Raw genomic sequence first — 23,232 nt, forward strand, 5'->3', positions numbered from 1 at the left:
AAATCCGGGAAAACCAGCACCATCATTCCCGGATTGCATCCGGGCTACTCAGGACTGCACCCATGGCTCATCTGCCGCAAGTGAAAATACCCGCCACCTATATGCGTGGCGGCACCAGCAAGGGCGTGTTCTTCCGTCTGCAGGATCTGCCCGAGCGCTGCCAGGTGCCCGGCGAGGCGCGCGACAAGCTGTTCATGCGCGTGATCGGCAGCCCCGATCCGTACTCGGCGCATATCGATGGCATGGGCGGCGCCACGTCGAGCACCTCCAAGTGCGTGATCCTGTCGAAAAGCAGTCAGCCCGATCACGATGTCGACTACCTCTACGGTCAGGTCTCCATCGACAAGGCCTTTGTCGACTGGAGCGGCAACTGCGGCAACCTGTCCACCGCGGCAGGTGCCTTCGCCATCCATGCCGGTCTGGTCGACCCCGCACGGATTCCCGACAACGGCACCTGCGTAGTGCGTATCTGGCAGGCCAATATCCAGAAAACCATCATCGCCCATGTACCGGTCACGGGTGGCCAGGTGCAGGAAACCGGTGACTTCGAACTGGACGGGGTGACCTTCCCGGCGGCGGAGATCGTGCTGGAATTCCTCGACCCATCTGATGATGGCGAGGAGGGCGGTTCGATGTTTCCCACCGGCAATCTGGTCGATGATCTTGAAGTGCCGGGCATCGGTACCTTCAAGGCGACCATGATCACCGCCGGCATCCCGACCATCTTCGTCAATGCCGAGGACATCGGCTACCAGGGCACCGAGCTGCGCGAGGCCATCAATGGCGATCCGGCGCAACTGGCGCGCTTCGAGCAGATCCGCATCGCTGGTGCGCTGCGCATGGGGCTGATCAAGACGGCCGAGGAGGCTGCGACACGTCAGCACACCCCGAAGATCGCCTTCGTCAGTCCGCCCAAGGATTACCGCACATCCAGCGGCAAGGATGTAAAAGCTGGCGATGTCGATCTGCTGGTGCGCGCGCTGTCGATGGGCAAACTGCACCACGCGATGATGGGCACTTGTGCGGTGGCCATCGGCACGGCGGCGGCGATACCGGGTACGTTGGTCAACCTGGCCGCTGGCGGCGGCGAGCGTGAGGCGGTGCGTTTTGGCCATCCGTCCGGCACCTTGCGGGTTGGTGCACAGGCTCGTCTGGTCGATGGTCAGTGGGCAGTGACCAAGGCAGTGATGAGCCGCAGTGCGCGCATCCTCATGGAGGGCTGGGTGCGTGTGCCGGTGGCAGCTTCTAACCGCTGAAACTAGAAAAGGCTCGAAGTATCGAGCCTTTTCACTTTTGAAACATGAGCTTATGGTGGTTATTTAAGGCGTCGCTCAACACCTTTTTCCACCAGGATCTTGGCCGAAATCTCCTCGACCGAGAAATGCGTGGAGTTGATGAAGGCGATATTTTCGCGACGGAACAGACTTTCCACTTCACGCACCTCGAACTCACATTGGGCGAAGCTGGCGTAGCGGCTGTTGGGCTTGCGTTCATGGCGGATGGCGGTAAGGCGATCTGGATCGATGGTCAGGCCGAACAGCTTGTCGCGGTATTTTTTCAGCGACTCCGGAAGTTGCAGGCGCTCCATGTCGTCTTCGGTCAGCGGGTAGTTGGCTGCGCGAATGCCATATTGCATGGCCATATACAGGCAGGTGGGCGTCTTGCCGCAGCGTGATACGCCGACCAGGATCAGATCGGCCTTGTCGTAATAGTGGGTGCGGGCGCCGTCGTCATTGTCGAGGGCGAAGTTCACCGCCTCGATACGCTCCATATAGTTGGAGTGCTGACCGATGGAGTGCGACTTGCCGACGGAGTAGGAAGAGTGCGAGCTCAACTCCTGTTCCAGCGGCGAGAGAAAGGTCGAGAAGATATCGATCATGAAACCATTGGCGGTATCGAGAATGGCTCGAATATCGCGATTGACGATGGTGTCGAAGATGATCGGACGCACACCGTCCCTTTCAGCGGCGGCATCGATTTGTTGTACCATGGCGCGCGCTTTATCGGCGCTGTCGATATAAGGGCGCGTGAGTTTGGTGAACTGAATGTTCTCGAACTGCGCGAGCAGACTCTGACCCAGGGTTTCGGCGGTGATGCCGGTGCCGTCGGAGATGAAGAAAGCGGTTCGTTTCATTTGCGCCAAAGGCCTTAAGCTGAGTTCGATTCTTGGCTATGATAGGCCGCGTTTTTCGCCGGGGCCCACGGGTTCTGGCATTGTTACTTATTCAAGGGCAAGGCCACAATCGCGCGACCTCGGTCGTTCGACATTGCGCAGCCCGCTGAGCTTTTCCAATACAGTTAGTGGAGAGATCACCTTGGTAGAGTACGTAGTTTCCCTCGATAAGCTCGGCAATCACGATGTTGAGCATGTGGGGGGCAAGAACGCATCCCTCGGCGAGATGATCAGCAACCTGGCCGGCGCCGGTGTCTCGGTTCCCGGCGGTTTCGCCACTACGGCTCAGGCCTATCGCGATTTTCTCGAGCAGAGCGGCCTGAATGCGCAGATCCACGCAGCGCTCGACGCCCTGGATGTCGATGACGTCAATGCCCTGGCCAAGACCGGCGCGCAGATTCGCCAATGGGTGATGGACGCCGAGTTCCCCGCCGAGCTGGACAAGCAGATTCGTGAAGCCTTCGCCACCATGAGCGCTGGCAACGACAACATGGCCGTGGCCGTGCGTTCTTCTGCTACCGCCGAAGACCTGCCGGATGCTTCCTTCGCCGGCCAGCAGGAAACCTTCCTCAACATCCGTGGCGTGGACAACGTGATCCGCGCCGCCAAGGAAGTCTTCGCCTCGCTGTTCAACGACCGCGCCATCGCCTACCGCGTGCACCAGGGCTTCGATCACAAGCTGGTCGCCCTGTCTGCCGGTGTGCAGCGCATGGTGCGTTCGGAAACCGGCACCGCCGGCGTTATGTTCACCCTGGACACCGAATCGGGCTTCCGTGACGTGGTGTTCATCACTGGTGCTTACGGTCTCGGCGAGACCGTGGTGCAGGGAGCGGTCAACCCCGACGAGTTCTACGTGCACAAGCCGACTCTGGAGGCTGGCCGTCCGGCAATCCTGCGTCGCAATCTGGGTAGCAAGGCGATCAAGATGGTCTACGGCGACGAAGCCAAGGCTGGTCGCTCGGTGAAGACCGTAGAAGTCGACCGCGCCGAGCGCGCGCGTTTCTGCATCAGCGACGCCGAGGTCAGCGAGCTGGCCAAGCAGGCACTGATCATCGAGAAACACTATGGTCGCCCGATGGACATTGAGTGGGCGAAGGATGGTGACGACGGCAAGCTGTACATCGTGCAGGCCCGCCCGGAAACCGTGAAGAGCCGCTCCAGCGCTACCGTGATGGAGCGCTACCTGCTGAAAGAGAAGGGCACCGTTCTGGTGGAAGGTCGCGCCATCGGTCAGCGCATCGGCGCCGGCAAGGTGCGCGTGATCCACGATGTGTCCGAAATGGACAAGGTGCAGCCGGGTGACGTGCTGGTCTCCGACATGACCGATCCGGACTGGGAGCCGGTGATGAAGCGTGCCAGCGCCATCGTCACCAACCGTGGCGGCCGTACTTGCCACGCGGCGATCATCGCCCGTGAGCTGGGTATTCCGGCCGTGGTTGGTTGCGGCAATGCTACCAGCGTGCTGAAGGATGGCCAGGGTGTCACCGTCTCCTGCGCCGAAGGCGATACCGGCTTCATCTTCGAGGGTGAGCTGGGCTTCGACATCCGCAAGAACTCGGTCGATGCCATGCCGGATCTGCCGTTCAAGATCATGATGAACGTCGGTAACCCGGATCGCGCCTTCGATTTCGCTCAACTGCCGAACGAAGGTGTTGGCCTGGCTCGTCTGGAGTTCATCATCAACCGCATGATCGGCGTGCACCCGAAGGCGCTGCTGAACTTCTCCAGCCTGCCGCCGGAGATCAAGGACAGCGTCGAGAAACGCATCGCCGGCTACGGTGATCCGGTCAACTTCTACGTCGAGAAGCTGGTTGAGGGTATCAGCACCCTGGCCGCCGCCTTCTGGCCGAAGAAGGTCATCGTGCGCCTGTCGGACTTCAAGTCCAACGAATATGCCAACCTGATCGGCGGCAAGCTGTACGAGCCGGAAGAAGAGAACCCGATGCTGGGCTTCCGCGGTGCTTCGCGTTACATCAGCGAGTCGTTCCGTGACTGCTTCGAGCTGGAATGCCGTGCGCTGAAGAAGGTGCGGGGCGAGATGGGCCTGACCAACGTCGAGATCATGGTACCGTTTGTGCGTACCCTGGGTGAGGCCTCGCAAGTGGTCGAGCTGCTGGCCAGCAATGGCCTGGCCCGTGGTCAGGACGGCCTGAAGGTCATCATGATGTGCGAGCTGCCGTCCAACGCCATTCTGGCCGAGGAGTTCCTCGAGTTCTTCGACGGCTTCTCTATCGGCTCCAACGACCTGACCCAGCTGACTCTGGGCCTGGACCGTGACTCCGGCATCGTTGCCCACCTGTTCGATGAGCGTAACCCTGCGGTGAAGAAGCTGCTGGCCAATGCCATCGCTGCCTGCAACAAGGCCGGCAAGTACATCGGCATCTGCGGTCAGGGCCCTTCGGATCACCCGGATCTGGCCAGGTGGCTGATGGAGCAAGGCATCGAGAGCGTCTCGCTGAACCCCGATTCGGTCCTCGACACCTGGTTCTTCCTGGCCGAGGCGCAGCCTGCCTGAGAGCAGTAGCTGACGCGGAAAGAGGGCGGGTTGATCCCGCCTTTTTTCTGGGTAGTCACGCGAAGCCGTCGCCAGCGATTTGAACGTCGCTCCGACGGTTTTTTATGGGTTTCGTTCTTCTTTGTGGCACAGCGCCATTGCGGTTTTCCGATCCATGCAAAGCAGTAGTGAGCTTTTCCCCGTCGCGCTGATCAGTGCCGAGCTACGTGGCGATCTCAGTGAAGACGTCTATCGCCTGAAGCCCAACAACAGTCCGGATTCCAGTGTAGAGCTGGCGTTAACGCGAGTAGGGCTGGCGGATGCCGAAGGTGCGCGCGGCGTGCCTGTGGTGTTGCTGCATGGCAGTTTTTCCAACCGACGTTTCTGGTACTCGCCCAAGGGCATCGGCCTTGGCGCCTATCTGGCGCGTGCGGGGTTTGACGTGTGGATCGCCGAAATGCGCGGCCACGGCCTTTCGCCGCGCAATGAAGGCTATCGCGACAACAGCGTGGCGCAGTATGTGCACTACGACGTACCGGCCATCGCCGATTTCCTATTCGAGCAGACCGGGCAGGCCGCACACTGGATTGGCCACTCGCTAGGCGGGGTGATCCTGGCGGCTGCGTTGGGTGGTGGTTATCTCGATCAGTCGCGTGCCAGCTCGGTTGCGTTGTTCGGCAGTCAGGTCAGCCGCAGCTACTGGCCGCTGAAGATACCTCCGATAGAGTGGGGCGCGCGTCTACTGCTGCGCGCCTTTCCTTACCTGTCCGGCCGGCGCCTGAAGCGCGGCCCTGAAGATGAACCTATCGGGCTGGCGCTGGAAGTTCTACGTTGGCTCAGGCTGTTCGGGCGATTCGGTGATGGGCGGAAGGACTGGTGGGCAGGCCTCGCTGAGGTGAGCGTACCGCTTATGGCCGTGGCAGCTGCTGCCGATTTCGATGATCCTGCTTGGGCCTGTCGCAAGCTTCTGGAGCAATGCAGTAGCGCGCCGAGGCACTTTCTACTGTTGGGTAAGGAGAAAGGCTTCAGCAGCGATTTCGGGCACATTGAAATGTTGGTCAGCAAAGAGGCGCAGCGCGAAGTTTGGCCGCTGACCGAATACTGGCTGCAATACCTGCGACTGCCTGTAGAGTTCACCGAGCAGGCCGCCGTTGCGGGTGTCTGAGCTATCGTAACGTTTCTTCGGCGAGTGCTTGGCGGTAAGATGTGACGCATCGTTTGGTAGTGGTCATTTCCTGATCTTCCACTTGCCTGTCGTTCATTCATTGTCGAAAGGAGTTCTGCCATGCACTACATCACCCCTGATCTGTGCGATGCCTACCCGGAGTTGGTTCAGGTCGTCGAGCCGATGTTCGCCAACTACGGTGGCCGTGATTCCTTTGGTGGCCAAATCGTCACCATCAAGTGCCATGAGGACAACTCGCTGGTCAAGGAACAGGTCGATCTGCCAGGCCAGGGCAAGGTGCTGGTCGTCGATGGTGGCGGCTCGCTGCGTCGTGCGCTGCTCGGCGACATGCTGGCCGAGAAAGCGGCCAAAAATGGTTGGGAGGGCATCCTGGTCTACGGCTGTATCCGTGATGTTGATGTCATCGCGCAGACCAACCTGGGTGTGCAGGCGCTGGCCAGTCACCCGATGAAAACCGACAAGCGCGGCATCGGTGATCTGAACGTGCCGGTTACCTTTGGTGGTGTGACCTTCAAGCCGGGCGACTACCTGTATGCCGACAACAACGGTGTGATCGTCTCTCCGCAAGCCCTGGAAATGCCGGAATAACCCGATGGTGGATCAGGACTCGGCACTGCTGCATGCCTTCGTGCTCGATGGCCGTGGTGGTGCGCGCAGCATCAGCCGCGAGCAACTGGATGGCCTGCAACTGAGCGAGCAGGAAAGCCTGTGGCTGCACTGGGATCGTAGTCAGGCCCCGGCGCAGCACTGGTTGCGCGAGCACAGTGGCCTGGATGAGTTCAGCTGTGATCTGCTACTGGAAGAGAACACCCGGCCACGCTTGCTGCCGTTGCCGCGCGATGAACTGCTGCTGTTTCTGCGGGGCATCAATCGCAATCCGGGCGCCGAGCCGGAAGACATGGTCTCGGTGCGCATCTTTGCCGATGCCCGTCGGGTGATTTCCCTGCGCCTGCGGCCGCTGCTGGCGACCGATGCGCTGATTGCCGATCTGCTGGCGGGCAAGGGGCCGCGCACGTCCTCCGAGCTGCTGCTGGAGCTGGCGCGGCACCTGACCAACCGCGTCGATGACCTGATCGCCGAGTTGAGTGATCAGCTCGATGTCGAAGAGGATCGTTTGGACGCTGACGAGCGCTATCGTCCCGATCACAGCCTGATGTTGCAGCTGCGCCGCCGCGCCGCCGGGCTGCGGCGTTTCCTGGCGCCGCAGCGCGACCTGTACGCGCAGATGATGCGCAGTCGCCAGCCCTGGTTCGTCGAGGATGACGACGACTACTGGAACGAACTGCACAACCGTCTGACGCGCTATCTCGAAGAGCTCGAACTGTTGCGCGAGCGCGTCAGCCTGGTACTCGAAGCTGAGAATCAGCGCCTTGCAGAGCGGATGAACCGCATCATGTACCGTTTTACCGTGATCGCCGGCATGTTCCTGCCGCTGACCTTCCTCACGGGTCTGCTGGGCATCAATGTTGGCGGCATTCCTGGCGCCGAAAGCCCGCTCGGTTTCTTTGTCGCCTGCGGCCTGATGATCCTTTTGGCGCTGGGCCAACTGCTACTTTTCCGCCGCTGGCGCTGGTTGTGATGTGTGACTCATCCGCCGGCTACTGCGTCTAGCCGTGACATCCCGTGAGGTGCGCATGCACGATCCATTTGAAGAGTCTCTACGCGATTTGCTCAAGTCCTCGTCGTCCAGCCATGACGACGATGCTTGCCTGCACCGGGTTCTCAAGACCGCCAACCGCCAGGTCGGCGCGGGTGACCTGTTCAGCCTGGTAGGCCACTGGGCGCAGGCCCTGATGATCGCCCTGAACAACGGTTCGGCGCATGTCGCGCCGGTTTCGCGCCGTACCCAATCCTCTGCTTCTGCTGATAAGGCTGACTGAAATGGAACTCGATCCCTGGACCCAAAGCCTGATCTCCGCGATGACCGCATTGTGGAGCAAGGTTGCCGGATTCATTCCCAACCTGTTCGTGGCGCTGGTGTTGGTACTGCTTGGCTTTGTCGTGGCCAAGTTGCTCGACACGCTGCTGTCCAAGCTGCTCGGCAAGATTGGCCTGGATCGTTTGATGACCGGTACCGGCCTGACCAAGCTGCTGGCGCGCGTCGGCATTCATGCGTCGGTATCGACCCTGATCGGCAAGATCGTTTACTGGTTCGTGCTGCTGATCTTCCTGGTGTCTGCCGCTGAATCGCTCGGTCTGCAACGTGTTTCCGCGACCCTTGACGTGCTGGCGCTGTATCTGCCCAAGGTGTTCGGCGCGGCGCTGGTGCTGCTGGCTGGCGTGCTCCTGGCGCAACTGGTCAGCAGCCTGGTGCGTGGCGCCGCCGAAGGCGTCGGCCTGGAGTATGCCAACGGCTTGGGACGTGTGGCACAAGGCCTGGTGATCATCATCAGCATCTCGGTGGCCATCGGTCAGCTGGAAATCAAGACCGACCTGCTCAACAACGTCATCGCCATCGTGCTGATCTCCGTTGGCCTGGCGGTCGCGCTGGCATTGGGCCTGGGCAGCCGCGATATCGCCAGCCAGATTCTCGCTGGCATTTATGTGCGCGAGCTGTATCAGGTCGGGCAACATGTGCAGGTGGGTGAGGTCGAAGGCCAGATCGAAGAGATCGGCACAGTGAAAACCACCCTGTTGACTGATACCGGTGAGCTGGTATCGGTGGCAAATCGAGTGATGCTCGAGCAACGCGTGAACAGTCGCTGACGGCAATCTGTTATTTTATGCAGCTGCCCGGCAGGTGTGACCTGCCGGGCACTTTTCGTCCTGACTGTCGGCCCGACTCGTTTTGAACAAAGCTCAAGCCCTGCCAACGCGCTACGACCCCCGCGAGCTCACCGATGAAGAGCTGGTGGCACGCGCCCACGACGAGCTGTTTCATATCACTCGTGCTTATGAAGAGCTGATGAGACGCTACCAGCGCACATTATTTAACGTGTGTGCGCGTTATTTAGGGAACGAAAGGGATGCTGACGATGTCTGTCAGGAGGTGATGCTCAAGGTTCTCTATGGCCTAAAGAACTTTGAGGGTAAATCCAAGTTCAAGACCTGGCTTTACAGCATCACCTATAACGAATGCATTACTCAGTATCGAAAAGAGCGGCGTAAGCGTCGATTGATTGACGCCTTGAGTTTGGATCCGCTCGAAGAAGCTTCCGACGACAAGACACCCAAAGTCGAGGAGCGAGGCGGTCTGGATCGCTGGCTGGTTCACGTCAACCCGATCGATCGCGAGATTCTGGTGCTACGATTTGTCGCAGAGCTCGAATTTCAAGAGATTGCCGACATCATGCACATGGGCTTGAGCGCAACGAAGATGCGCTACAAGCGCGCTTTGGATCGGTTGCGGGATAAATTTTCGGACACTTCCGAAACTTAGTTCAGCTTGCCGACTACTAAGGGAGTGGCGAACCCTGATAGAATCGCTGCCAAGCTGCCGCCTGAAGTTAACGGCGACTTATTAACCACCAAGATGGGGATTTAACGGATGAAAGTAAAAAACACCTTGGGCGTAGTCATTGGCTCTCTCGTTGCCGCAACCTCCTTCGGCGCGCTGGCGCAAGGCCAAGGCGCTGTCGAGGTGGAGGGCTTCGTCAATCGCTACTTCACCGACGTTCAGCGTGATTACGCGCACAACGAAGGCAACCTGTTCGGTGGCAGCATCGGCTACTACCTGACCGACGACGTCGAGCTGGCGCTGTCCTATGGCGAGTACCATGACCTGCGCGGCGAAGGCTCTCGCGGCAGCAAGAACATCAAGGGCAACCTGACCGACCTGAAGGCGATCTACCACTTCGGTCAGCCGGGTGTTGGTCTGCGTCCTTACGTTTCTGCCGGTTTCGGCCATCAGAGCATCGGTGATGCCAACGGCGGTGGTCGCAACCGCTCCACCCTGGCCATCGCTGGCGCTGGTGCCAAGTACTACTTCACCGAAATGTTCTACGCCCGTGCTGGCGTTGACGCTCTGTACAACATCGACCAGGGCGACACCGAGTGGCAAGCTGGCGTGGGTGTTGGTCTGAACTTCGGTGGTGGCAGCAAGCCTGCTCCGGCTCCGGTCGTAGCTGCTGCACCCGAGCCGATGCCTGAGCCTGCTCCGGAGCCGGCTCTGGAAACCGTTCGCGTTGAACTGGACGTCAAGTTCGACTTCGACAAGGACCGCGTCAAAGAAGAAAGCTATGGCGACATCAAGAACCTGGCTGACTTCATGAACCAGTACCCGCAGACCACCACCACCGTTGAAGGTCACACTGACTCCATCGGTTCTGACGCTTACAACCAGGGTCTGTCCGAGCGTCGTGCCAACGCTGTACGTAACGTGCTGGTCAACCAGTACGGTGTAGACGGCAGCCGCGTGAACGCTGTTGGTTACGGCAAAACTCGCCCGGTAGCCGACAACGCCACCGACGCCGGCCGCGCCATCAACCGTCGCGTTGAAGCTGAAGTAGAAGCCCAGATCCAGCAGTAATGCTTCTGGTGCTGTAAGAGAAACCCGGCTTCGGCCGGGTTTCTTTTTTCTGGGATAAAAGCCCGCAATGGGCAATGCCAGCCACACCGCGTCGATTTACCCAGGTGTTGGAGCTGCGCCTCGCAGCGAATCGCAGGCAATGACTGCGTAGCGCTCAGGCATGCAGACGCTGGGGCATGCTGAGCGAGCTGCTGGCGCGGACGACTTCGCCGATCACCAGAATAGCCGGGCTCTTCAGGGCGAATGCTGCCGCGTCATGCTGCATGGCCGCGAGGCTGCTGCGGCATTCGCGTTGCTCGGGTAACGAGGCGTTCTCGATCATCGCTACCGGCATTTCGCCGCGCATACCGCCGGCGAGCAACCCGATCTGGATGTCCGCCAGCTTGGCGACGCCCATATAGACCACCAATGTGGTGCCGCTCTGGGCCAGTGCCGCCCAGTTCAGGCTGCTGTCGTCCTGGGTGTGGGCGGTGACCAGGGTCACGCCACGGGCCACACCGCGCAGGGTCAGAGGAATGCCGCAGTTGGTGGCACCGGCCAGCCCGGCGGTGATGCCGTTGACCATCTCCACTTCGATGCCGTGCTCGCCGAGCCACTCGGCTTCCTCGCTGCCGCGGCCGAAGATGCACGGATCACCGCCTTTGAGGCGCACCACGCACTTGCCCTGGCGTGCATAGCGCAGCATCAGGCGATGGATGAAGGCCTGCGGGGTGGAGCGACAACCGCCGCGCTTGCCCACCGAGACGATACGCGCGCCGGGGCAGTGCTCCAGTACGGCCGGGTTGACCAGATCGTCGATCATCACGATCTCGGCCTGATTCAGCGCCTTGACCGCCTTGAGCGTCAGCAGCTCGGGATCACCAGGGCCAGCACCTACCAGCCAGACTTTTGCGCTCATGTTCACCACCTCTCTCGTGTCACGTGCCGGCGTTTGCCGCTGGTTCCCACGCTCCGGCGCGGGAACGGATTCGGGGACGCTCTGCGATCAATTCATGCGTTCACTGCAGTGGACTGTTGCGCCAACAGGCGTTTGATTTCGGGTACGCAGGAGCCGCAGCTGGTGCCGCACTTGAGCGTTTGTTTGAGGCCATCGAGATCCAGGCCACGCTCGATGCCGGCGCACACCGCGCCTTCGCTGACGTTCAGGCAGTTGCACAGGGTCTTGCCGCGTGTGTTGGCGCTGGCGTTGCCCGGCGGCACGGAGAGGGGGGCCAGCAGCCAGCGGCGCAGATCGGCGTCGGCCTGGCCATCCAGCCACAGGCTTCTGAGCCATTCGCTGGCAGCGGTTTCGCCGGCCAGGCGGATGCTGACGATGCGACCGTCCTCGATGCGAACGCGCTTGCCCACCGCGCGGCGCGGGTCGTCGTAGGCCAGCACTGGGCCCTGGTTCAGGCGCAGTAGGCGGTCGATCTGCGCCAGCAGCTCGGGCTGCGGCGCCACGGCGCTGGCGGCGCGGATCAGCAGAGCGGGGCGCTCGCGACCGGTGGGGGTGAGGCTGGCGTAGGCGAAGTCCTCGAACAGCGGGCGCAGGGCCTCGAAGCGGCTCTGCACCTCGCCTTCGACCAGGGCGAACAGTTGCCAGGGCAGCTCGACCTTGTCCACCTCAACACCAGCATGCTTGAGCTCCGGTTGTTTGGATAACGGATCGAAAGCCGGCTGGGTCAGAACGTTGGTGCCCAAACCCTTGAGGAAGCGGTCGCCCCAGTGCATCGGCAGCCAGGCCTGACCGGGGCGCACCGATTCGTCGGTTTGTACCGGCAGGATCAGACTGCCGCGACGGCTGCGCAGCTTGATCAGATCGCCGTCCTGCAGGCGGCGGCGACGCAGCTCATCCGGATGCAGGCCGAGCACGGCGGCCTCGACATGGCCGAACAGGCGTGCGGCGGTGCCGGTGCGGCTCATGCCGTGCCACTGGTCGCGCAGGCGGCCGGTGTTGAGGGTGAGCGAATAGCGCGCCTCGCGTTTTTCCTTCGGCGCGCGATACGGGTCGGCATGGAACTGCGCGCGCCCACTGGTGGTGGGGAAGCGGCCGTCGGCATAGAGCCGCGCGGTGCCCTGGCGCGCGCCAGGTGCAAACGGCCACTGTTGCGGACCTAGGTTATCCAGCAGCGCGTAGCTCAGCCCCGAGAGGTCAAGGTCGCGCTGGGCGGTCAGGTGCTTGTATTCCTCGAACAGCGCTTCGCTGTCGGCGAAATCGAACAGGCTGGGCAGGCCGGGGCGCAGCAGCGTTTCCAGGCGACGGGCAAAGTCGCAGGTGATCGACCAATCGGGCCGCGCCTCTGCGGGCGCTGGCACGGCGCGGCGTACGTGGCTGACGCGGCGCTCGGAGTTGGTCACCGTGCCTTCCTTCTCGCCCCAACTGGCGGCGGGCAGCAGCAGATCGGCGTAACGGCAGGTCTCGGTGGTGCAAAAGGCTTCCTGCACCACGACGAAGGGACAGGCGGCCAGAGCCTCGTGCACCTTGTTCTGGTTCGGCAGCGATTGGGCCGGGTTGGTGCAGGCGATCCACAACGCCTTGATACGGCCGTCGTGCACCGCATCGAACAGCTCGATGGCGGACAGCCCGGGCGTCTCCGGCAGGGCGTCGACGCCCCAGTAGGTAGCGACTTCGGCGCGGTGTTCGGCATTGCCAGCCTCGCGGTGGCCAGGCAGCAGGTTGCTCAGGCTGCCGGTTTCGCGGCCGCCCATGGCATTGGGCTGGCCGGTCAGCGAGAAGGGGCCGGCGCCGGGCTTGCCGATTTGCCCGGTGGCCAGGTGCAGGTTGATCAGCGCGCTGTTCTTCGCGCTGCCAGACGAGGACTGGTTGAGCCCCATGCACCACAGCGAGAGGAAGGAGGGCGCACGGCCGATCAGCTCGGCGCAGCGCTGCAGGCTGTCCAGGCTGATGCCGCAGATGTCGGCGGTGGCCGCCGGGCTGTAGTCGCGCACCAGGTTCTTCAGCGCCTCGAAGCCTTCGGTATGGGCGTCGATATAGCGGCGGTCGATCCAGCCTTCCCACAGCAGGATATGCAGGATGCCGTGAAACAGCGCCACGTCGGTGCCGGGTAGGATCGCCAGGTGCAGGTCGGCCAGCTCGCAGGTGTCGGTGCGCCGCGGATCAATGACGATGATCTGCATCTCGGGGCGGCGAGCCTTGGCTTCTTCCAGGCGGCGGAACAGCACCGGGTGGGCGTAGGCCATGTTGGAGCCGGCGATCAGCAGGCAGTCGCTTCGCTCGATGTCTTCGTAACTGCAGGGCGGGGCGTCGGCGCCGAGGCTGCGCTTGTAGCCGACCGCCGCGCTGGACATGCACAGGCGCGAGTTGGAGTCGATGTTATGAGTGCCGACCAGGGCACGGGCCAACTTGTTGAAGGCGTAGTAGTCCTCGGTCAGCAACTGGCCGGAGATATAGAAGGCCACGCTGTCCGGGCCGTGCTCGCGGATGGTCTCGGCGAACACCGCCGCGGCGTGGTCCAGGGCGCTGTCCCAGTCCGTGCGTGAACGTGCCAGGCCCTTGCCCAGGCGCAACTCGGGGTAGAGGGCACGGGCGTCGAGGTCGCCGGTCAGGTGCAGGGTCGAGCCTTTGCTGCAAAGCTTGCCGAAGTTGGCCGGGTGGCTGGGGTCGCCGGCGACGCCGAGGATCTTCTCGCCGTCGTGCTCGATCAGCACGCCGCAGCCCACGCCGCAGTAGCAGCAGGTGGAGGCGGTGATTTGCGTGGGGCTGGCCATGTTCGGAGCTCCTGAGGCGCGGGGAAGTTCTGGTGGGAGGGGCTTCAGCCGCGACCGTCGCCGCTGAAGCGCCTCCCACGAGGCGGGCTAGTTGCGTTGCGCGAATGCCAGTAGCACACGGCCGTTTTCGACCTTGGCCGCGTGCCGGTGGGCGCAACCGACGTCCGGCGCCACGGCATCGCCAGATTCGAGCTCGATCTGCCAGTTGTGCAGCGGGCAGGCCACGCGCTTGCCGTAGATCAAGCCCTGGGACAGCGGGCCGCCCTTGTGCGGGCAGCGGTCGTCGAGGGCGAATACTTCATCGTTACTGGTGCGGAAGATGGCGATATCGCCTTTCGGCCCGGCGATGATGCGCGAGCCGAGCACGTTGATCTCTTCCAGGGCGCAGATATCCAGCCAGTTCATACGGTGGCCTCCTCGATTTGCACGACCTTGATGGTGTCGAACTCTTTCTTCAGTTGCGGCGTCTCGATGCGTTCCTTCCACGGGTCCTGCTCGAACGACAGGGCGTAGTGCAGGCGTGCGGCCAGGGCCTTGCGGTTGGCCTCGTCCTCCAGCACCGCCTTCTTGATGTGTTCCATGCCGACGCGCTGCAGGTAGTGCACGGTGCGCTCGAGGTAGAAGGCCTCCTCGCGGTACAGCTGGAGGAAGGCGGCGTTGTACTCGCGCACTTCCTCGGCGGTCTTGACCTTGACGAAGAACTCGGCCACCTCGGTCTTGATCCCACCGTTGCCGCCGATATACATCTCGAAACCGGAGTCCACACCAATGATGCCGACGTCCTTGATGCCGGCCTCGGAGCAGTTGCGCGGGCAGCCGGAGACCGCCAGCTTGACCTTGTGCGGTGACCACATGTTGAACAGGTCGTGCTCCAGATCGATGCCCAGCTGGGTGGAGTTCTGCGTGCCGAAGCGGCAGAACTCGCTGCCGACGCAGGTCTTCACCGTGCGGATGGACTTGCCGTAGGCGTGGCCGGAGGGCATGTCCAGATCCTTCCACACGGCCGGCAGGTCGTCCTTCTTGATCCCCAACAGGTCGATGCGCTGGCCGCCGGTGACCTTGACCATGGGCACGTTGTACTTGTCGGCGACGTCGGCGATGCGGCGCAGCTCGGAGGGATTGGTCACGCCGCCCCACATACGCGGAACAACGGAATACGTCCCGTCCTTCTGGATATTGGCGTGGGCGCGTTCGTTGATCAGGCGCGACTGCGGGTCGTCCTTGGCCTCGCCCGGCCAGGTGGAGATCAGGTAGTAGTTGAGCGCCGGGCGGCAGGTGGCGCAGCCGTTGGGCGTGCTCCAGTTGAGAAAGGCCATGGTCTGCGCCATCGACGTCAGGTGCTGCTCGCGGATGGCCTTGCGAATCTGCCCGTGGTTGAGGTCGCTGCAGCCGCAGATGGCCTTCTCGCTCTTGGGCTTGACGTCGGCGGCGCCGCCGACGGTGCTGATCAGGATCTGCTCGACCAGGCCGGCGCAGGAGCCGCAGGAACTGGCGGCCTTGGTGTGCTTCTTGACCTCGTCGACCGAGAACAGGCCATTTTCCTGGATGGCCTTGACGATGGTGCCCTTGCACACGCCGTTGCAGCCGCAGATTTCCATGCTGTCGGGCATGTTGGCGGTCTTGTCGGCGCCCTGATGGCCGACGTCGCCGATGGCACCTTCACCAAACATCAGGTGGTCGCGGATCTCGCTGACGTTGTGATTCTCACGGATCTGGCGGAAGTACCAGCCGCCGTCGGCGGTGTCGCCGTACAGGCAGGCGCCGACCAGCACGTCGTCCTTGATCACCAGCTTCTTGTACACGCCGCCGATGGGGTCCGACAGCGTTATCGTTTCCGTTCCCTCGCCGCCCATAAATTCGCCGGCGGAGAACAGGTCGATACCGGTGACCTTGAGTTTGGTCGAGGTCACCGAGCCCTGATAGCGGGAGAAACCGAGCTGGGCCAGGTGATTGGCGCAGACCTTGGCCTGCTCGAACAGCGGCGCCACCAGACCATAGGCGATGCCGCGGTGACTGGCGCACTCGCCGATGGCATAGATGCGCGGGTCATAGGTCTGCAGGGTGTCGTTGACCAGGATGCCGCGGTTGCAGGCGATGCCGGCGCTCTCGGCCAGTTCGCTGTTGGGGCGGATGCCGGCGGCCATCACCACCAGGTCGGCGGGAATCACTTCGCCGTCCTTGAATTTCACCGCGCAGACGCGGCCTTCGCCGTTGTCCAGCAGTTCAGCGGTGTGCTTGGGCAGGAGGAACTTCAGGCCGCGGTCTTCCAGGGATTTCTGCAGCAAACGGCCTGCGGTGCTATCGAGCTGGCGCTCCAGTAGCCAGTCGCCGATATGCACCACGGTGACGTCCATGCCGCGCAGCTTGAGGCCGTTGGCCGCTTCCAGGCCGAGCAGGCCGCCGCCGATGACCACCGCGTGCTTATGAGTCTTGGCGGTGTCCATCATCATCTGGGTGTCGGCAATGTCGCGATAGCCGATCACGCCCTGCAGGTCCTTGCCCGGAATCGGCAGGATGAAGGGGTTGGAGCCGGTGGCGATAAGCAGGCGGTCGTACTCGGCCTCGCTGCCATCGTCGGCGATCACCAGGCGCTTCTTGCGGTCGATCTTGACCACCTTGCGCCCCAGCAGCAGCTTGATGTCGTTTTCCGCGTACCAGTTGAGATCGTTGAGCACGATCTCCTCGAAGGTCTGTTCGCCAGCCAGCACCGGCGAGAGCAGGATGCGGTTGTAGTTGGGGTGCGGCTCGGCGCCGAACACGGTGATGTCGTAGAGATCGGGGGCGAGCTTGAGCAGCTCCTCGAGGGTGCGTACACCCGCCATGCCGTTGCCGATCATCACCAGCTTGAGTTTTTGCATGCCGGCCATCTCCTGAAGAAAAATCACGGTCGAAAAAATTGTCGGGAGCAATTTTTAACGTCGCTCCGCGACGGCTCGAAGAGTGGCCGCCAGGGATGGCAGGCCATAAAAAACAAAAAAGGCGTCCCGCTAGTCACCTAGCGAGGACGCCTTTGTCCAGGTCCCGTTCTACCGGGAAGTGCAGCCTTCGTCGTTGAAGGTCGCGCTTTATGTGGTTTGTGGTAGTTGTGAATGCAGCCCTTGTGCCAACTCGATCAGGTCACGGTTTTTCAGGCTTTTCAGTCACTTGGCTGGCGCTGTAGGTTGGGTTTATGCACCGTTGAGAGGCGTTTTGCGCTGCTTTGGTGCGGGGTTGGCTATTTGAGCAGCAGGAACGCCAGCAGCAGGTTGAGCAGCAGCGACACCAGCGCCACGCTGCGCCACACCAGCAGCGGCTCGCGCTCCAGCAGCGGCCGTGGGCGGTTGTTCAGGGACTGGCGCTCGCCACTTTCCAGTGCCAGCAGCCACTCCTCGGCGGTCTCGAAGCGCTGCGCTGGGGCTGCGGCTACCGCGCGGCTCAACACCTCATCGAGCCAGGCAGGCAAGTCCGGGCGGTAGCGGCTGGCCGGCACCGGCTGACCGAAGCGCGGGTGCTGGAAGGCTTCGACTTCGCCATGGGGATAGTGTCCGGTGAGCAGGTGATAGAGCGTCACGCCCGCGGCGTAGAGATCCTGCTGCGCACTGGGCGGGCTGCCGGCGAAGGCTTCGGGGGCAATATAGCTGGGCGTGCCGGGCAGGCTGTGGGCCTCGTCGCGGGTCAGGCCCGGGCAGTAGGCCAGGCCGAAGTCGAGCACGCGCAGTTCGCCGTCGTCGCCGAGCAGCAGGTTCTCGGGCTTGATGTCGCGGTGGATGATATTGCGCCGGTGCAACAGGCCGAGCGCCTTGATCAGGCGCGGCGCCAGGTCCTGCCAGTCGGCCAGGCTCAGTGGGCCATGCTGCTGCAGGCGCGCGGCCAGGGTCTGACCGGCATATTCGCGCTGTACGTAATACAGATGCTGGCGCTGCGGCAGAGCATGCAGCTCGGGGAAGTGGCGACCGGCGACGCGGCGCAGGAACCATTCCTCCTGCAACAGCGCCGGGCCGGCCTGTTCCTCGCCGGCGCGACTGGGCGGCAGGGTCTTGAGCAGCCAGGGCAGGTTGTCAGCATCGCGCACCCGGTAGATCAGCGACTGGCGCGATTCGCCGAGCAGGCCTTCGACCTGCCAGCCCTCGAACTCCTGGCCTTCACGCAGGCGCTGCGGCAGCGGCCAATGTTCGAGCTGGGCCAGGGTGTCGGCCAGCGCGGCTTCTGGGAGCTGCTCGACGTGCACCAGCAGGGCGCTGGCGTTGTCCTGGCTACCGGCGTGGTGCGCCTCGTCGACCAGCGCCTGGCAGATCACTTCGGCGTCATCGTCTCGTTGCAGCAACTCGCCGATGCGCTTGTCGTTGAGGCAGGCCCAGACGCCGTCGCTGACCAGCAGGAAACGGTCGCCGGCCTGTAGCTCGCCGTCGCGGTAGTCCACCACCAGGTGTTGATCCAGGCCCATGGCGCGCTTGAGCACGTGCTGCATGCCCGGCTGTTCCCAAACGTGGTCCTCGGTCAGGCGCAGCAGCTGGCCGTCGCGCCACAGGTAGGCGCGGCTGTCGCCGATGTGCGCCAGGGTGTAGCGACGCCCGCGCAGCACCAGGGCGGTAAGGGTGGTCAGCAGCGGCTGGCCGCCGCCATTGGCCTGCAGCCAGCGGTTATGGGCAATGAGCAGGCGGTCCAGGCTGTGCTGCACCGGCCAGGTTTCCGGGGTGGAGTAGTAATCCAGTGCCAGCGCCTGCAGGGTCGCGCGTGCGGCCAGGCCGCCGTCGGCGCACTGGCTGACACCATCAGCCAGACCGAGCAGGTAGCCCTTGCTGGCGGCCAGGGCTGGCGCCGGGGTAACCACACGCAGGGCGTCCTGGTTCTCGCTGCGCGGGCCGGTGGCGCTGGTTTCGCCGATGCTCAGTTGCAGGGCCATGATGCGGTTTCCGTAGATCTTTGGACCGTAGGGTGCGCCGTGCGCACCAGGTTCGACGCAAATCGCTGGTGCGCGCGGCGCACCCTACGGAGTGTGGCCGGTCGTCGAGAACTCGCTCACACCCGTGCGGCGGTCACCGCGGCGCTACCCCAGGTGGTGCGCCAGCGCTGCTTGACCCCATGCAGGCCGATCCAGGCCAGCACGCCGAGGCTGGCGAACAGCCAGAGGCCCAGCTGGTAGTCGCCGGTGTGTTGCTTGATGGTGCCCAGGCCTGCAGCGAGGAAGAAACCACCGATGCCGCCGGCCATGCCGATCAACCCGGTCATCACGCCGATTTCCCTGCGAAAACGCTGCGGTACCAGCTGGAACACCGCGCCATTGCCAGCACCAAGGCCGAGCATGGCGGCGACGAAAAAGGCCAGGGCGGCGTTCGCGCTGGGCAGGTTGAAGCCCACCACGGCAACGCACAGCGAGGCGATGGTATACATCATCAGCAGTGTACGAATGCCGCCGATGCGGTCGGCCAGAGCGCCGCCCAGCGGGCGCAGCAGGCTGCCGGCGCAGACGCAGGCGGCGGTGTAGTAACCGGCGGTCACCGGGTTCAGCCCGTACTGGTCGCTGAAGTAGCCGGGCAGGGCGCTGGCCAGGCCGATGAAGCCGCCGAAGGTGACGCTGTAGAAGAACATGAACCACCAGCTGTCGCGATCGCCGAGGGCCTTGAGGTAGTCGCCGAAGGCCTTGGGCTTGGGCCGCTCCGGCGCATTCTTGGCCACCAGGGCGAAGATCACCAGGGTCGCCAGCAGCGGGATCAGCGCCCAGCCGAACACGTTCTGCCAGCCGGACAGCGCGGCCAGGCCGGGGGCGAACAGCGCTGCCAGCACGGTGCCGGAGTTACCGGCGCCGGCGATGCCCATGGCCTTGCCCTGGTGCTCCGGCGGGTACCACTGCGAGGCCAGCGGCAGGGCCACGGCGAACGCCGCGCCGGCGAAGCCGAGGAACAGGCCGAGCAGCAGCGCCTGCTCGTAGCTGCCGATGCCGATCTGCCAGGCGCAAAACAGCGCGACTATCACCACCACCTGGCCGAGCAGGCCGGCGGTCTTTGGCGACAGGCGGTCGGCGAGAAAGCCCATCAGCAGACGCAGCACGGCGCCGGCGAGAATCGGCGTGGCCACCATCAGGCCGCGTTGCTGGGCGTTGAGGTCGAGGTCGGTAGCGATCTGCACCGCCAGTGGGCCGAGCAGGTACCAGACCATGAAGCTCAGGTCGAAATAGAGGAAGGCAGCAAACAGGGTGGGGGCGTGGCCGGCTTTCCAGAAACTTGTATTCATCGATCACCTCATCAGCGAGAAGGAGCCCGGCCAGGCGCGGCGAACCATGGTCGTGGACACGGCGGCCGCGCCTGCCGGGAAGGCCGTGCACGTTTGGTGCAGAGCCCTGCGGCCGAAGCCACAGCAGGTTTGCGCGATTGCGGTACAGGCTCGGATCGCGATGCCTGCGCCGGCCCCGGTCACTGGGGCGAACACGAAAAAAAAACGCCGCTTCACCACAGGCCATGAAGGCCGGATGAGGCGACGTCGTTGTCGTGAGGGAGGTGGCCGCCGTTGGCTACCTGCTGAGAGGGAACAAGCAAGAGCCGAGCCAACCGGGCAGAGGCTCTGGGATCAGGCGTTACGCACTTTCAGTACGCGCAGTACTGCCGTAAAACGAGGCGCTTGCGCCGTCTATGCCCCCGAATGGGGCGATCGCTGCGTGCTGAGAGAGGCTTGAGACTGGACGCTGGAAAGTTGGCTAACGCTGGTTGCGTGAGTGGGTAGCGGCGCGGTCAGCAGGGCGAGTGCCAGCAGATTGCTCAGCAGCCCCGCCTGACGGGCACGGTGGTAGGTGTCGGTCATCCTCGATCCCCCCTTTTTCTGTTCTGACCTAGGCGTAGCAGATGAATGGCGAAGTGTCACGGTATTGGCAGCAATAACTGTGCAAGTTTTGCCTGGTGTCTGTACGCCCGCAGCCCTGAAGTATCGGAAACCTGGAGTCAGTCGAGCCGATTGACCTTGGGGAACTTGACGCTGAAGGCTTCCGGCATCGGCACCACTTTCGACTGCAGATAGTCGAAGAACACGAAGCCGGACTTGGCCATGGCCACCAGCGCACCATCGGCCGGACGGGTGATGCGGAAGGTGATATCGCCGCCATAGCGGTTGAAGTCCATCACCCCGACCTCGAACAGTAACTGGTCGCGCGCATGGGCTTCGGCGCGGTAGGTGGTGGCCTGGTCAGTGACGATGATGCCGATACCCTTGCCGTCGGTTTCCTGAATGCCGAACTCGAAGAGAAAGCGGGCGCGCGCCTCGGAAATCATCGAGATCATCGAGTCGTTGCCCAAGTGGTTGGCGCCGTTGATGTCGGTGACGCGTACGGTCAGGTGAGTGCTGTAGCAGTACTGGTCTTCGGGAAAGTCGAGGGTCAGGCGCGCCATGGTCGAGTCATCGCAAAAGGAAGGCGATGATTGTAAGCCGCCTCATACCTCAGCGGTGCAGGCTGTTGAGGTGAAAGAAGGTGACGCGGCCGCCTTCGTCGTCCTCGCCATAATTGTCCTGAATGTAGGCGCCGGCCTTGAAGTACAGGTACTGGTCACGCCAACTGCTGCTCAGTTGGTGGTAGAAGGAGCCGGTATCACCCTCGCTGCTGTTGACACTGACACCAAGGCGCCCGCTGGGTAATGCCAGTCAGTTAAGGCTGTACGCGTTTGGCTCCCCTCTCCCGTTTACGGGAGAGGGGCTGGGGGAGAGGGCCGAAATACCGCGAAACGGCCATTTACCCCTCTCCGAACATGGCTCGCCAGAGGGGCGAGGGGACTCATCGTAGGCAGTCGGCGCTTAACTGATCAGCATTAGCCCGCTGGGTGTAATACGCAGGTCGTAACCGAAGCGTTCGCCCAGTTGCACGTTTTCCGCCAGCAGGATGTTCTGCACGGCAGTGTCGCCTGGCTGGTCGCGCAGCAGCAGTTCCAGGCGGCCGACGCCACGGCGGTAGTGGTATTGCAGCTTGACCAGCGGATCATTCTGACTACCCGGCACATCGGTGCTGTGGATCTGACCGATCACCACCTTGTTGCGGCTGGGCACCTGGTCGACCTGCAGCACGGCACTGAGATAGCTGTCCGAACTGGCATGCAGCCAGTTATCGAGTGTGCCGTCGTGCTGGGTTTCGCGCAGTTCGCTACGCGGATAGCGGGCTCGGGCGTGGTCGAACCGGTGACCGGTACCCAGAAGGTCACGCTGCCGTCGGCATTGCGGCGAAAGTAACGGCTCTCGTAGCCGTTGTTCAGGCGCTGGGTGGTGATGGTGATGGGCGTCGGTTCGGTGGGAATCGACAGATTCCAGGTGCTGAGGTCGAGCACGGGATTCTCTGCTTGTCAGTTGAGGACATTCGTTCGTCCCTGCGATGAGCCAGAGGTTCAACCGCTCCAGCCCTTGAGCCAGAGCGGTTGCCGGTACTCAGGCGGCAGGCCGCTGCTGACGCTGGTAGAGGAACTCGAGCACGGAGGTGCGATAGGCGTGGTACTGCGGGTCGTTGGCCAGAGCCAGTCGATCACGCGGACGAGGCAACTCGACGGTGAGGATTTCACCGACAGTGGCGGCCGGGCCGTTGGTCATCATCACGATGCGATCGGACAGCAATACGGCCTCGTCCACGTCATGGGTGACCATCACCACCGTGCTCTGGGTTTCGCCGACGATACGCAGCAGCTCGTCCTGCAGGTGCGCGCGGGTCAGGGCGTCGAGGGCACCGAACGGCTCGTCCATCAACAGCACCTTGGGCTCCATGGCCAAGGCGCGGGCGATGCCGACCCGCTGCTTCATGCCCCCGGAAATTTCGTTGGGATGCTTGTGCATGGCGTGCGCCAGGCCAACCATGTTCAGCGCCTGTTCGGTACGAGCCTTGAGCTGCTCCTTGTTCTCGTGTTCGCCGAACACGCGTTCCACTGCCAGGTGCACATTGCCGAAGCAGGTCATCCACGGCAGCAGGCTGTGGTTCTGGAACACCACGGCGCGCTCCGGGCCGGGGCCGTCGATTTCGCGACCGTTGCAGATCAGGCCGCCCTCGTTGGCATCGAGCAGGCCGGCGATCAGGTTGAGCACCGTCGACTTGCCACAGCCGGAGTGGCCGATCAGCGCGACGAACTCGCCGCGGGCGATGCTCAGGTTGACGTCTGCCAGTGCCTGGAAGCGGCCTTTCTTGGTGTCGAAGTGCTTGCTGACAGCGGTCAGCTCCACGAATTTGTCCATCGGAGTTCTCCCGTTCTGGCGCCGTGCCCCGGATT

General features: G+C 62.9%; 19 protein-coding genes and 1 pseudogene. 9 read left to right on the forward strand and 11 right to left on the reverse strand.

The window, feature by feature from the left end:
* Positions 1-62: 62 nt before the first annotated feature.
* Positions 63-1,256 (forward strand): 2-methylaconitate cis-trans isomerase PrpF, encoded by a 1,194-nt coding sequence (gene prpF, locus N5J71_RS19475; protein ID WP_074858231.1) that lies wholly within the window; start codon positions 63-65, stop codon positions 1,254-1,256.
* Positions 1,257-1,315: 59 nt separating this feature from the next.
* On the opposite strand, the gene ppsR is transcribed toward prpF, so the two are convergent.
* A complete protein-coding gene (gene ppsR / locus N5J71_RS19480; RefSeq protein ID WP_003460051.1) occupies positions 1,316-2,134 on the reverse strand; it encodes a posphoenolpyruvate synthetase regulatory kinase/phosphorylase PpsR in 819 nt (272 codons plus the stop codon).
* A 181-nt stretch (positions 2,135-2,315) separates the two neighbouring features.
* On the opposite strand from ppsR, the gene ppsA reads away from it, so the two are divergent.
* The 8 genes from ppsA (at position 2,316) to N5J71_RS19520 (ending at position 10,321) form a co-directional block, all read left to right on the forward strand.
* Complete coding sequence (ppsA, locus tag N5J71_RS19485) at positions 2,316-4,688, forward strand: phosphoenolpyruvate synthase (protein ID WP_279917444.1); 2,373 nt, start codon at positions 2,316-2,318, stop codon at positions 4,686-4,688.
* Positions 4,689-4,842: 154 nt separating this feature from the next.
* On the forward strand, positions 4,843-5,832 hold the full coding sequence (locus tag N5J71_RS19490) for an alpha/beta fold hydrolase (protein WP_003460056.1): 990 nt from the start codon (positions 4,843-4,845) through the stop codon (positions 5,830-5,832).
* A gap of 120 nt (positions 5,833-5,952) precedes the next feature.
* Positions 5,953-6,441, forward strand: a complete 489-nt coding sequence (rraA, locus tag N5J71_RS19495) for a ribonuclease E activity regulator RraA (RefSeq protein ID WP_003460058.1) — start codon at positions 5,953-5,955, stop codon at positions 6,439-6,441.
* Positions 6,442-6,445: 4 nt separating this feature from the next.
* Entirely contained in the window at positions 6,446-7,432 is a 987-nt protein-coding gene (locus tag N5J71_RS19500; protein ID WP_003460060.1) for a divalent cation transporter CmaX, read from the forward strand.
* Positions 7,433-7,487: 55 nt separating this feature from the next.
* Complete coding sequence (locus tag N5J71_RS19505) at positions 7,488-7,733, forward strand: hypothetical protein (RefSeq protein ID WP_017676816.1); 246 nt, start codon at positions 7,488-7,490, stop codon at positions 7,731-7,733.
* A 1-nt stretch (position 7,734) separates the two neighbouring features.
* A complete protein-coding gene (locus N5J71_RS19510; RefSeq protein WP_003460064.1) occupies positions 7,735-8,559 on the forward strand; it encodes a mechanosensitive ion channel family protein in 825 nt (274 codons plus the stop codon).
* Between the two features lie 82 nt (positions 8,560-8,641).
* Positions 8,642-9,232, forward strand: coding sequence for an RNA polymerase sigma factor SigX (gene sigX, locus N5J71_RS19515; protein ID WP_036999656.1), 591 nt, complete (start codon positions 8,642-8,644; stop codon positions 9,230-9,232).
* Between the two features lie 108 nt (positions 9,233-9,340).
* Positions 9,341-10,321, forward strand: coding sequence for an OmpA family protein (locus tag N5J71_RS19520; RefSeq protein WP_084341388.1), 981 nt, complete (start codon positions 9,341-9,343; stop codon positions 10,319-10,321).
* Between the two features lie 154 nt (positions 10,322-10,475).
* Here N5J71_RS19520 and cobA read toward each other — a convergent pair whose 3' ends face one another.
* The 10 genes and pseudogenes from cobA to N5J71_RS19575 all read right to left on the reverse strand — a co-directional run bounded on the left by cobA (position 10,476) and on the right by N5J71_RS19575 (position 23,197).
* A complete protein-coding gene (cobA, locus tag N5J71_RS19525) occupies positions 10,476-11,219 on the reverse strand; it encodes a uroporphyrinogen-III C-methyltransferase (protein WP_003460072.1) in 744 nt (247 codons plus the stop codon).
* Positions 11,220-11,311: 92 nt separating this feature from the next.
* Entirely contained in the window at positions 11,312-14,029 is a 2,718-nt protein-coding gene (locus N5J71_RS19530) for a nitrate reductase (RefSeq protein ID WP_279917447.1), read from the reverse strand.
* An 87-nt stretch (positions 14,030-14,116) separates the two neighbouring features.
* Positions 14,117-14,434, reverse strand: coding sequence for a nitrite reductase small subunit NirD (nirD, locus tag N5J71_RS19535; RefSeq protein ID WP_279917449.1), 318 nt, complete (start codon positions 14,432-14,434; stop codon positions 14,117-14,119).
* Positions 14,431-16,887, reverse strand: a complete 2,457-nt coding sequence (gene nirB, locus N5J71_RS19540; RefSeq protein ID WP_206407515.1) for a nitrite reductase large subunit NirB — start codon at positions 16,885-16,887, stop codon at positions 14,431-14,433. Before nirB ends, nirD begins: the two co-directional genes overlap by 4 nt.
* 356 nt (positions 16,888-17,243) lie before the next feature.
* Positions 17,244-18,911 carry a bifunctional protein-serine/threonine kinase/phosphatase gene (locus tag N5J71_RS19545; RefSeq protein WP_003460077.1) on the reverse strand — a complete coding sequence of 556 codons (1,668 nt, stop codon included), beginning with the start codon at positions 18,909-18,911 and terminating at the stop codon, positions 17,244-17,246.
* 116 nt (positions 18,912-19,027) lie between these two features.
* Positions 19,028-20,239 (reverse strand): nitrate/nitrite transporter, encoded by a 1,212-nt coding sequence (locus N5J71_RS19550; protein ID WP_003460079.1) that lies wholly within the window; start codon positions 20,237-20,239, stop codon positions 19,028-19,030.
* 701 nt (positions 20,240-20,940) lie between these two features.
* Positions 20,941-21,384: a thioesterase family protein gene (locus N5J71_RS19555; RefSeq protein ID WP_279917450.1), complete on the reverse strand. Its 444-nt coding sequence runs from the start codon at positions 21,382-21,384 to the stop codon at positions 20,941-20,943.
* A gap of 49 nt (positions 21,385-21,433) precedes the next feature.
* Positions 21,434-21,634, reverse strand: coding sequence for a polysaccharide lyase family 7 protein (locus tag N5J71_RS22430; protein ID WP_082065084.1), 201 nt, complete (start codon positions 21,632-21,634; stop codon positions 21,434-21,436).
* Positions 21,635-21,784: 150 nt separating this feature from the next.
* Positions 21,785-22,308 (reverse strand): annotated as a pseudogene (locus tag N5J71_RS22580) (polysaccharide lyase family 7 protein).
* A 97-nt stretch (positions 22,309-22,405) separates the two neighbouring features.
* Positions 22,406-23,197 carry an ABC transporter ATP-binding protein gene (locus N5J71_RS19575; protein WP_074858265.1) on the reverse strand — a complete coding sequence of 264 codons (792 nt, stop codon included), beginning with the start codon at positions 23,195-23,197 and terminating at the stop codon, positions 22,406-22,408.
* Positions 23,198-23,232 lie beyond the last annotated feature (35 nt).

This window comes from Ectopseudomonas oleovorans (assembly GCF_029845265.1).
GTDB classification, from domain to species: Bacteria; Pseudomonadota; Gammaproteobacteria; order Pseudomonadales; family Pseudomonadaceae; genus Aquipseudomonas; species Aquipseudomonas oleovorans.

Coding starts and splice junctions, on each gene's coding strand:
- N5J71_RS19500 (WP_003460060.1), top strand. CDS start 6,446: ATGGTGGATCAGGACTCGGCACTGCTGCATGCCTTCGTGCTCGATGGC.
- N5J71_RS19490 (WP_003460056.1), top strand. CDS start 4,843: ATGCAAAGCAGTAGTGAGCTTTTCCCCGTCGCGCTGATCAGTGCCGAG.
- ppsR (WP_003460051.1), bottom strand. CDS start 2,134: ATGAAACGAACCGCTTTCTTCATCTCCGACGGCACCGGCATCACCGCC.
- N5J71_RS19575 (WP_074858265.1), bottom strand. CDS start 23,197: ATGGACAAATTCGTGGAGCTGACCGCTGTCAGCAAGCACTTCGACACC.
- N5J71_RS19505 (WP_017676816.1), top strand. CDS start 7,488: ATGCACGATCCATTTGAAGAGTCTCTACGCGATTTGCTCAAGTCCTCG.
- prpF (WP_074858231.1), top strand. CDS start 63: ATGGCTCATCTGCCGCAAGTGAAAATACCCGCCACCTATATGCGTGGC.
- N5J71_RS19510 (WP_003460064.1), top strand. CDS start 7,735: ATGGAACTCGATCCCTGGACCCAAAGCCTGATCTCCGCGATGACCGCA.
- N5J71_RS19530 (WP_279917447.1), bottom strand. CDS start 14,029: ATGGCCAGCCCCACGCAAATCACCGCCTCCACCTGCTGCTACTGCGGC.
- nirB (WP_206407515.1), bottom strand. CDS start 16,887: ATGCAAAAACTCAAGCTGGTGATGATCGGCAACGGCATGGCGGGTGTA.
- N5J71_RS19550 (WP_003460079.1), bottom strand. CDS start 20,239: ATGAATACAAGTTTCTGGAAAGCCGGCCACGCCCCCACCCTGTTTGCT.
- nirD (WP_279917449.1), bottom strand. CDS start 14,434: ATGAACTGGCTGGATATCTGCGCCCTGGAAGAGATCAACGTGCTCGGC.
- N5J71_RS19520 (WP_084341388.1), top strand. CDS start 9,341: ATGAAAGTAAAAAACACCTTGGGCGTAGTCATTGGCTCTCTCGTTGCC.
- cobA (WP_003460072.1), bottom strand. CDS start 11,219: ATGAGCGCAAAAGTCTGGCTGGTAGGTGCTGGCCCTGGTGATCCCGAG.
- N5J71_RS19555 (WP_279917450.1), bottom strand. CDS start 21,384: ATGGCGCGCCTGACCCTCGACTTTCCCGAAGACCAGTACTGCTACAGC.
- N5J71_RS19545 (WP_003460077.1), bottom strand. CDS start 18,911: ATGGCCCTGCAACTGAGCATCGGCGAAACCAGCGCCACCGGCCCGCGC.
- rraA (WP_003460058.1), top strand. CDS start 5,953: ATGCACTACATCACCCCTGATCTGTGCGATGCCTACCCGGAGTTGGTT.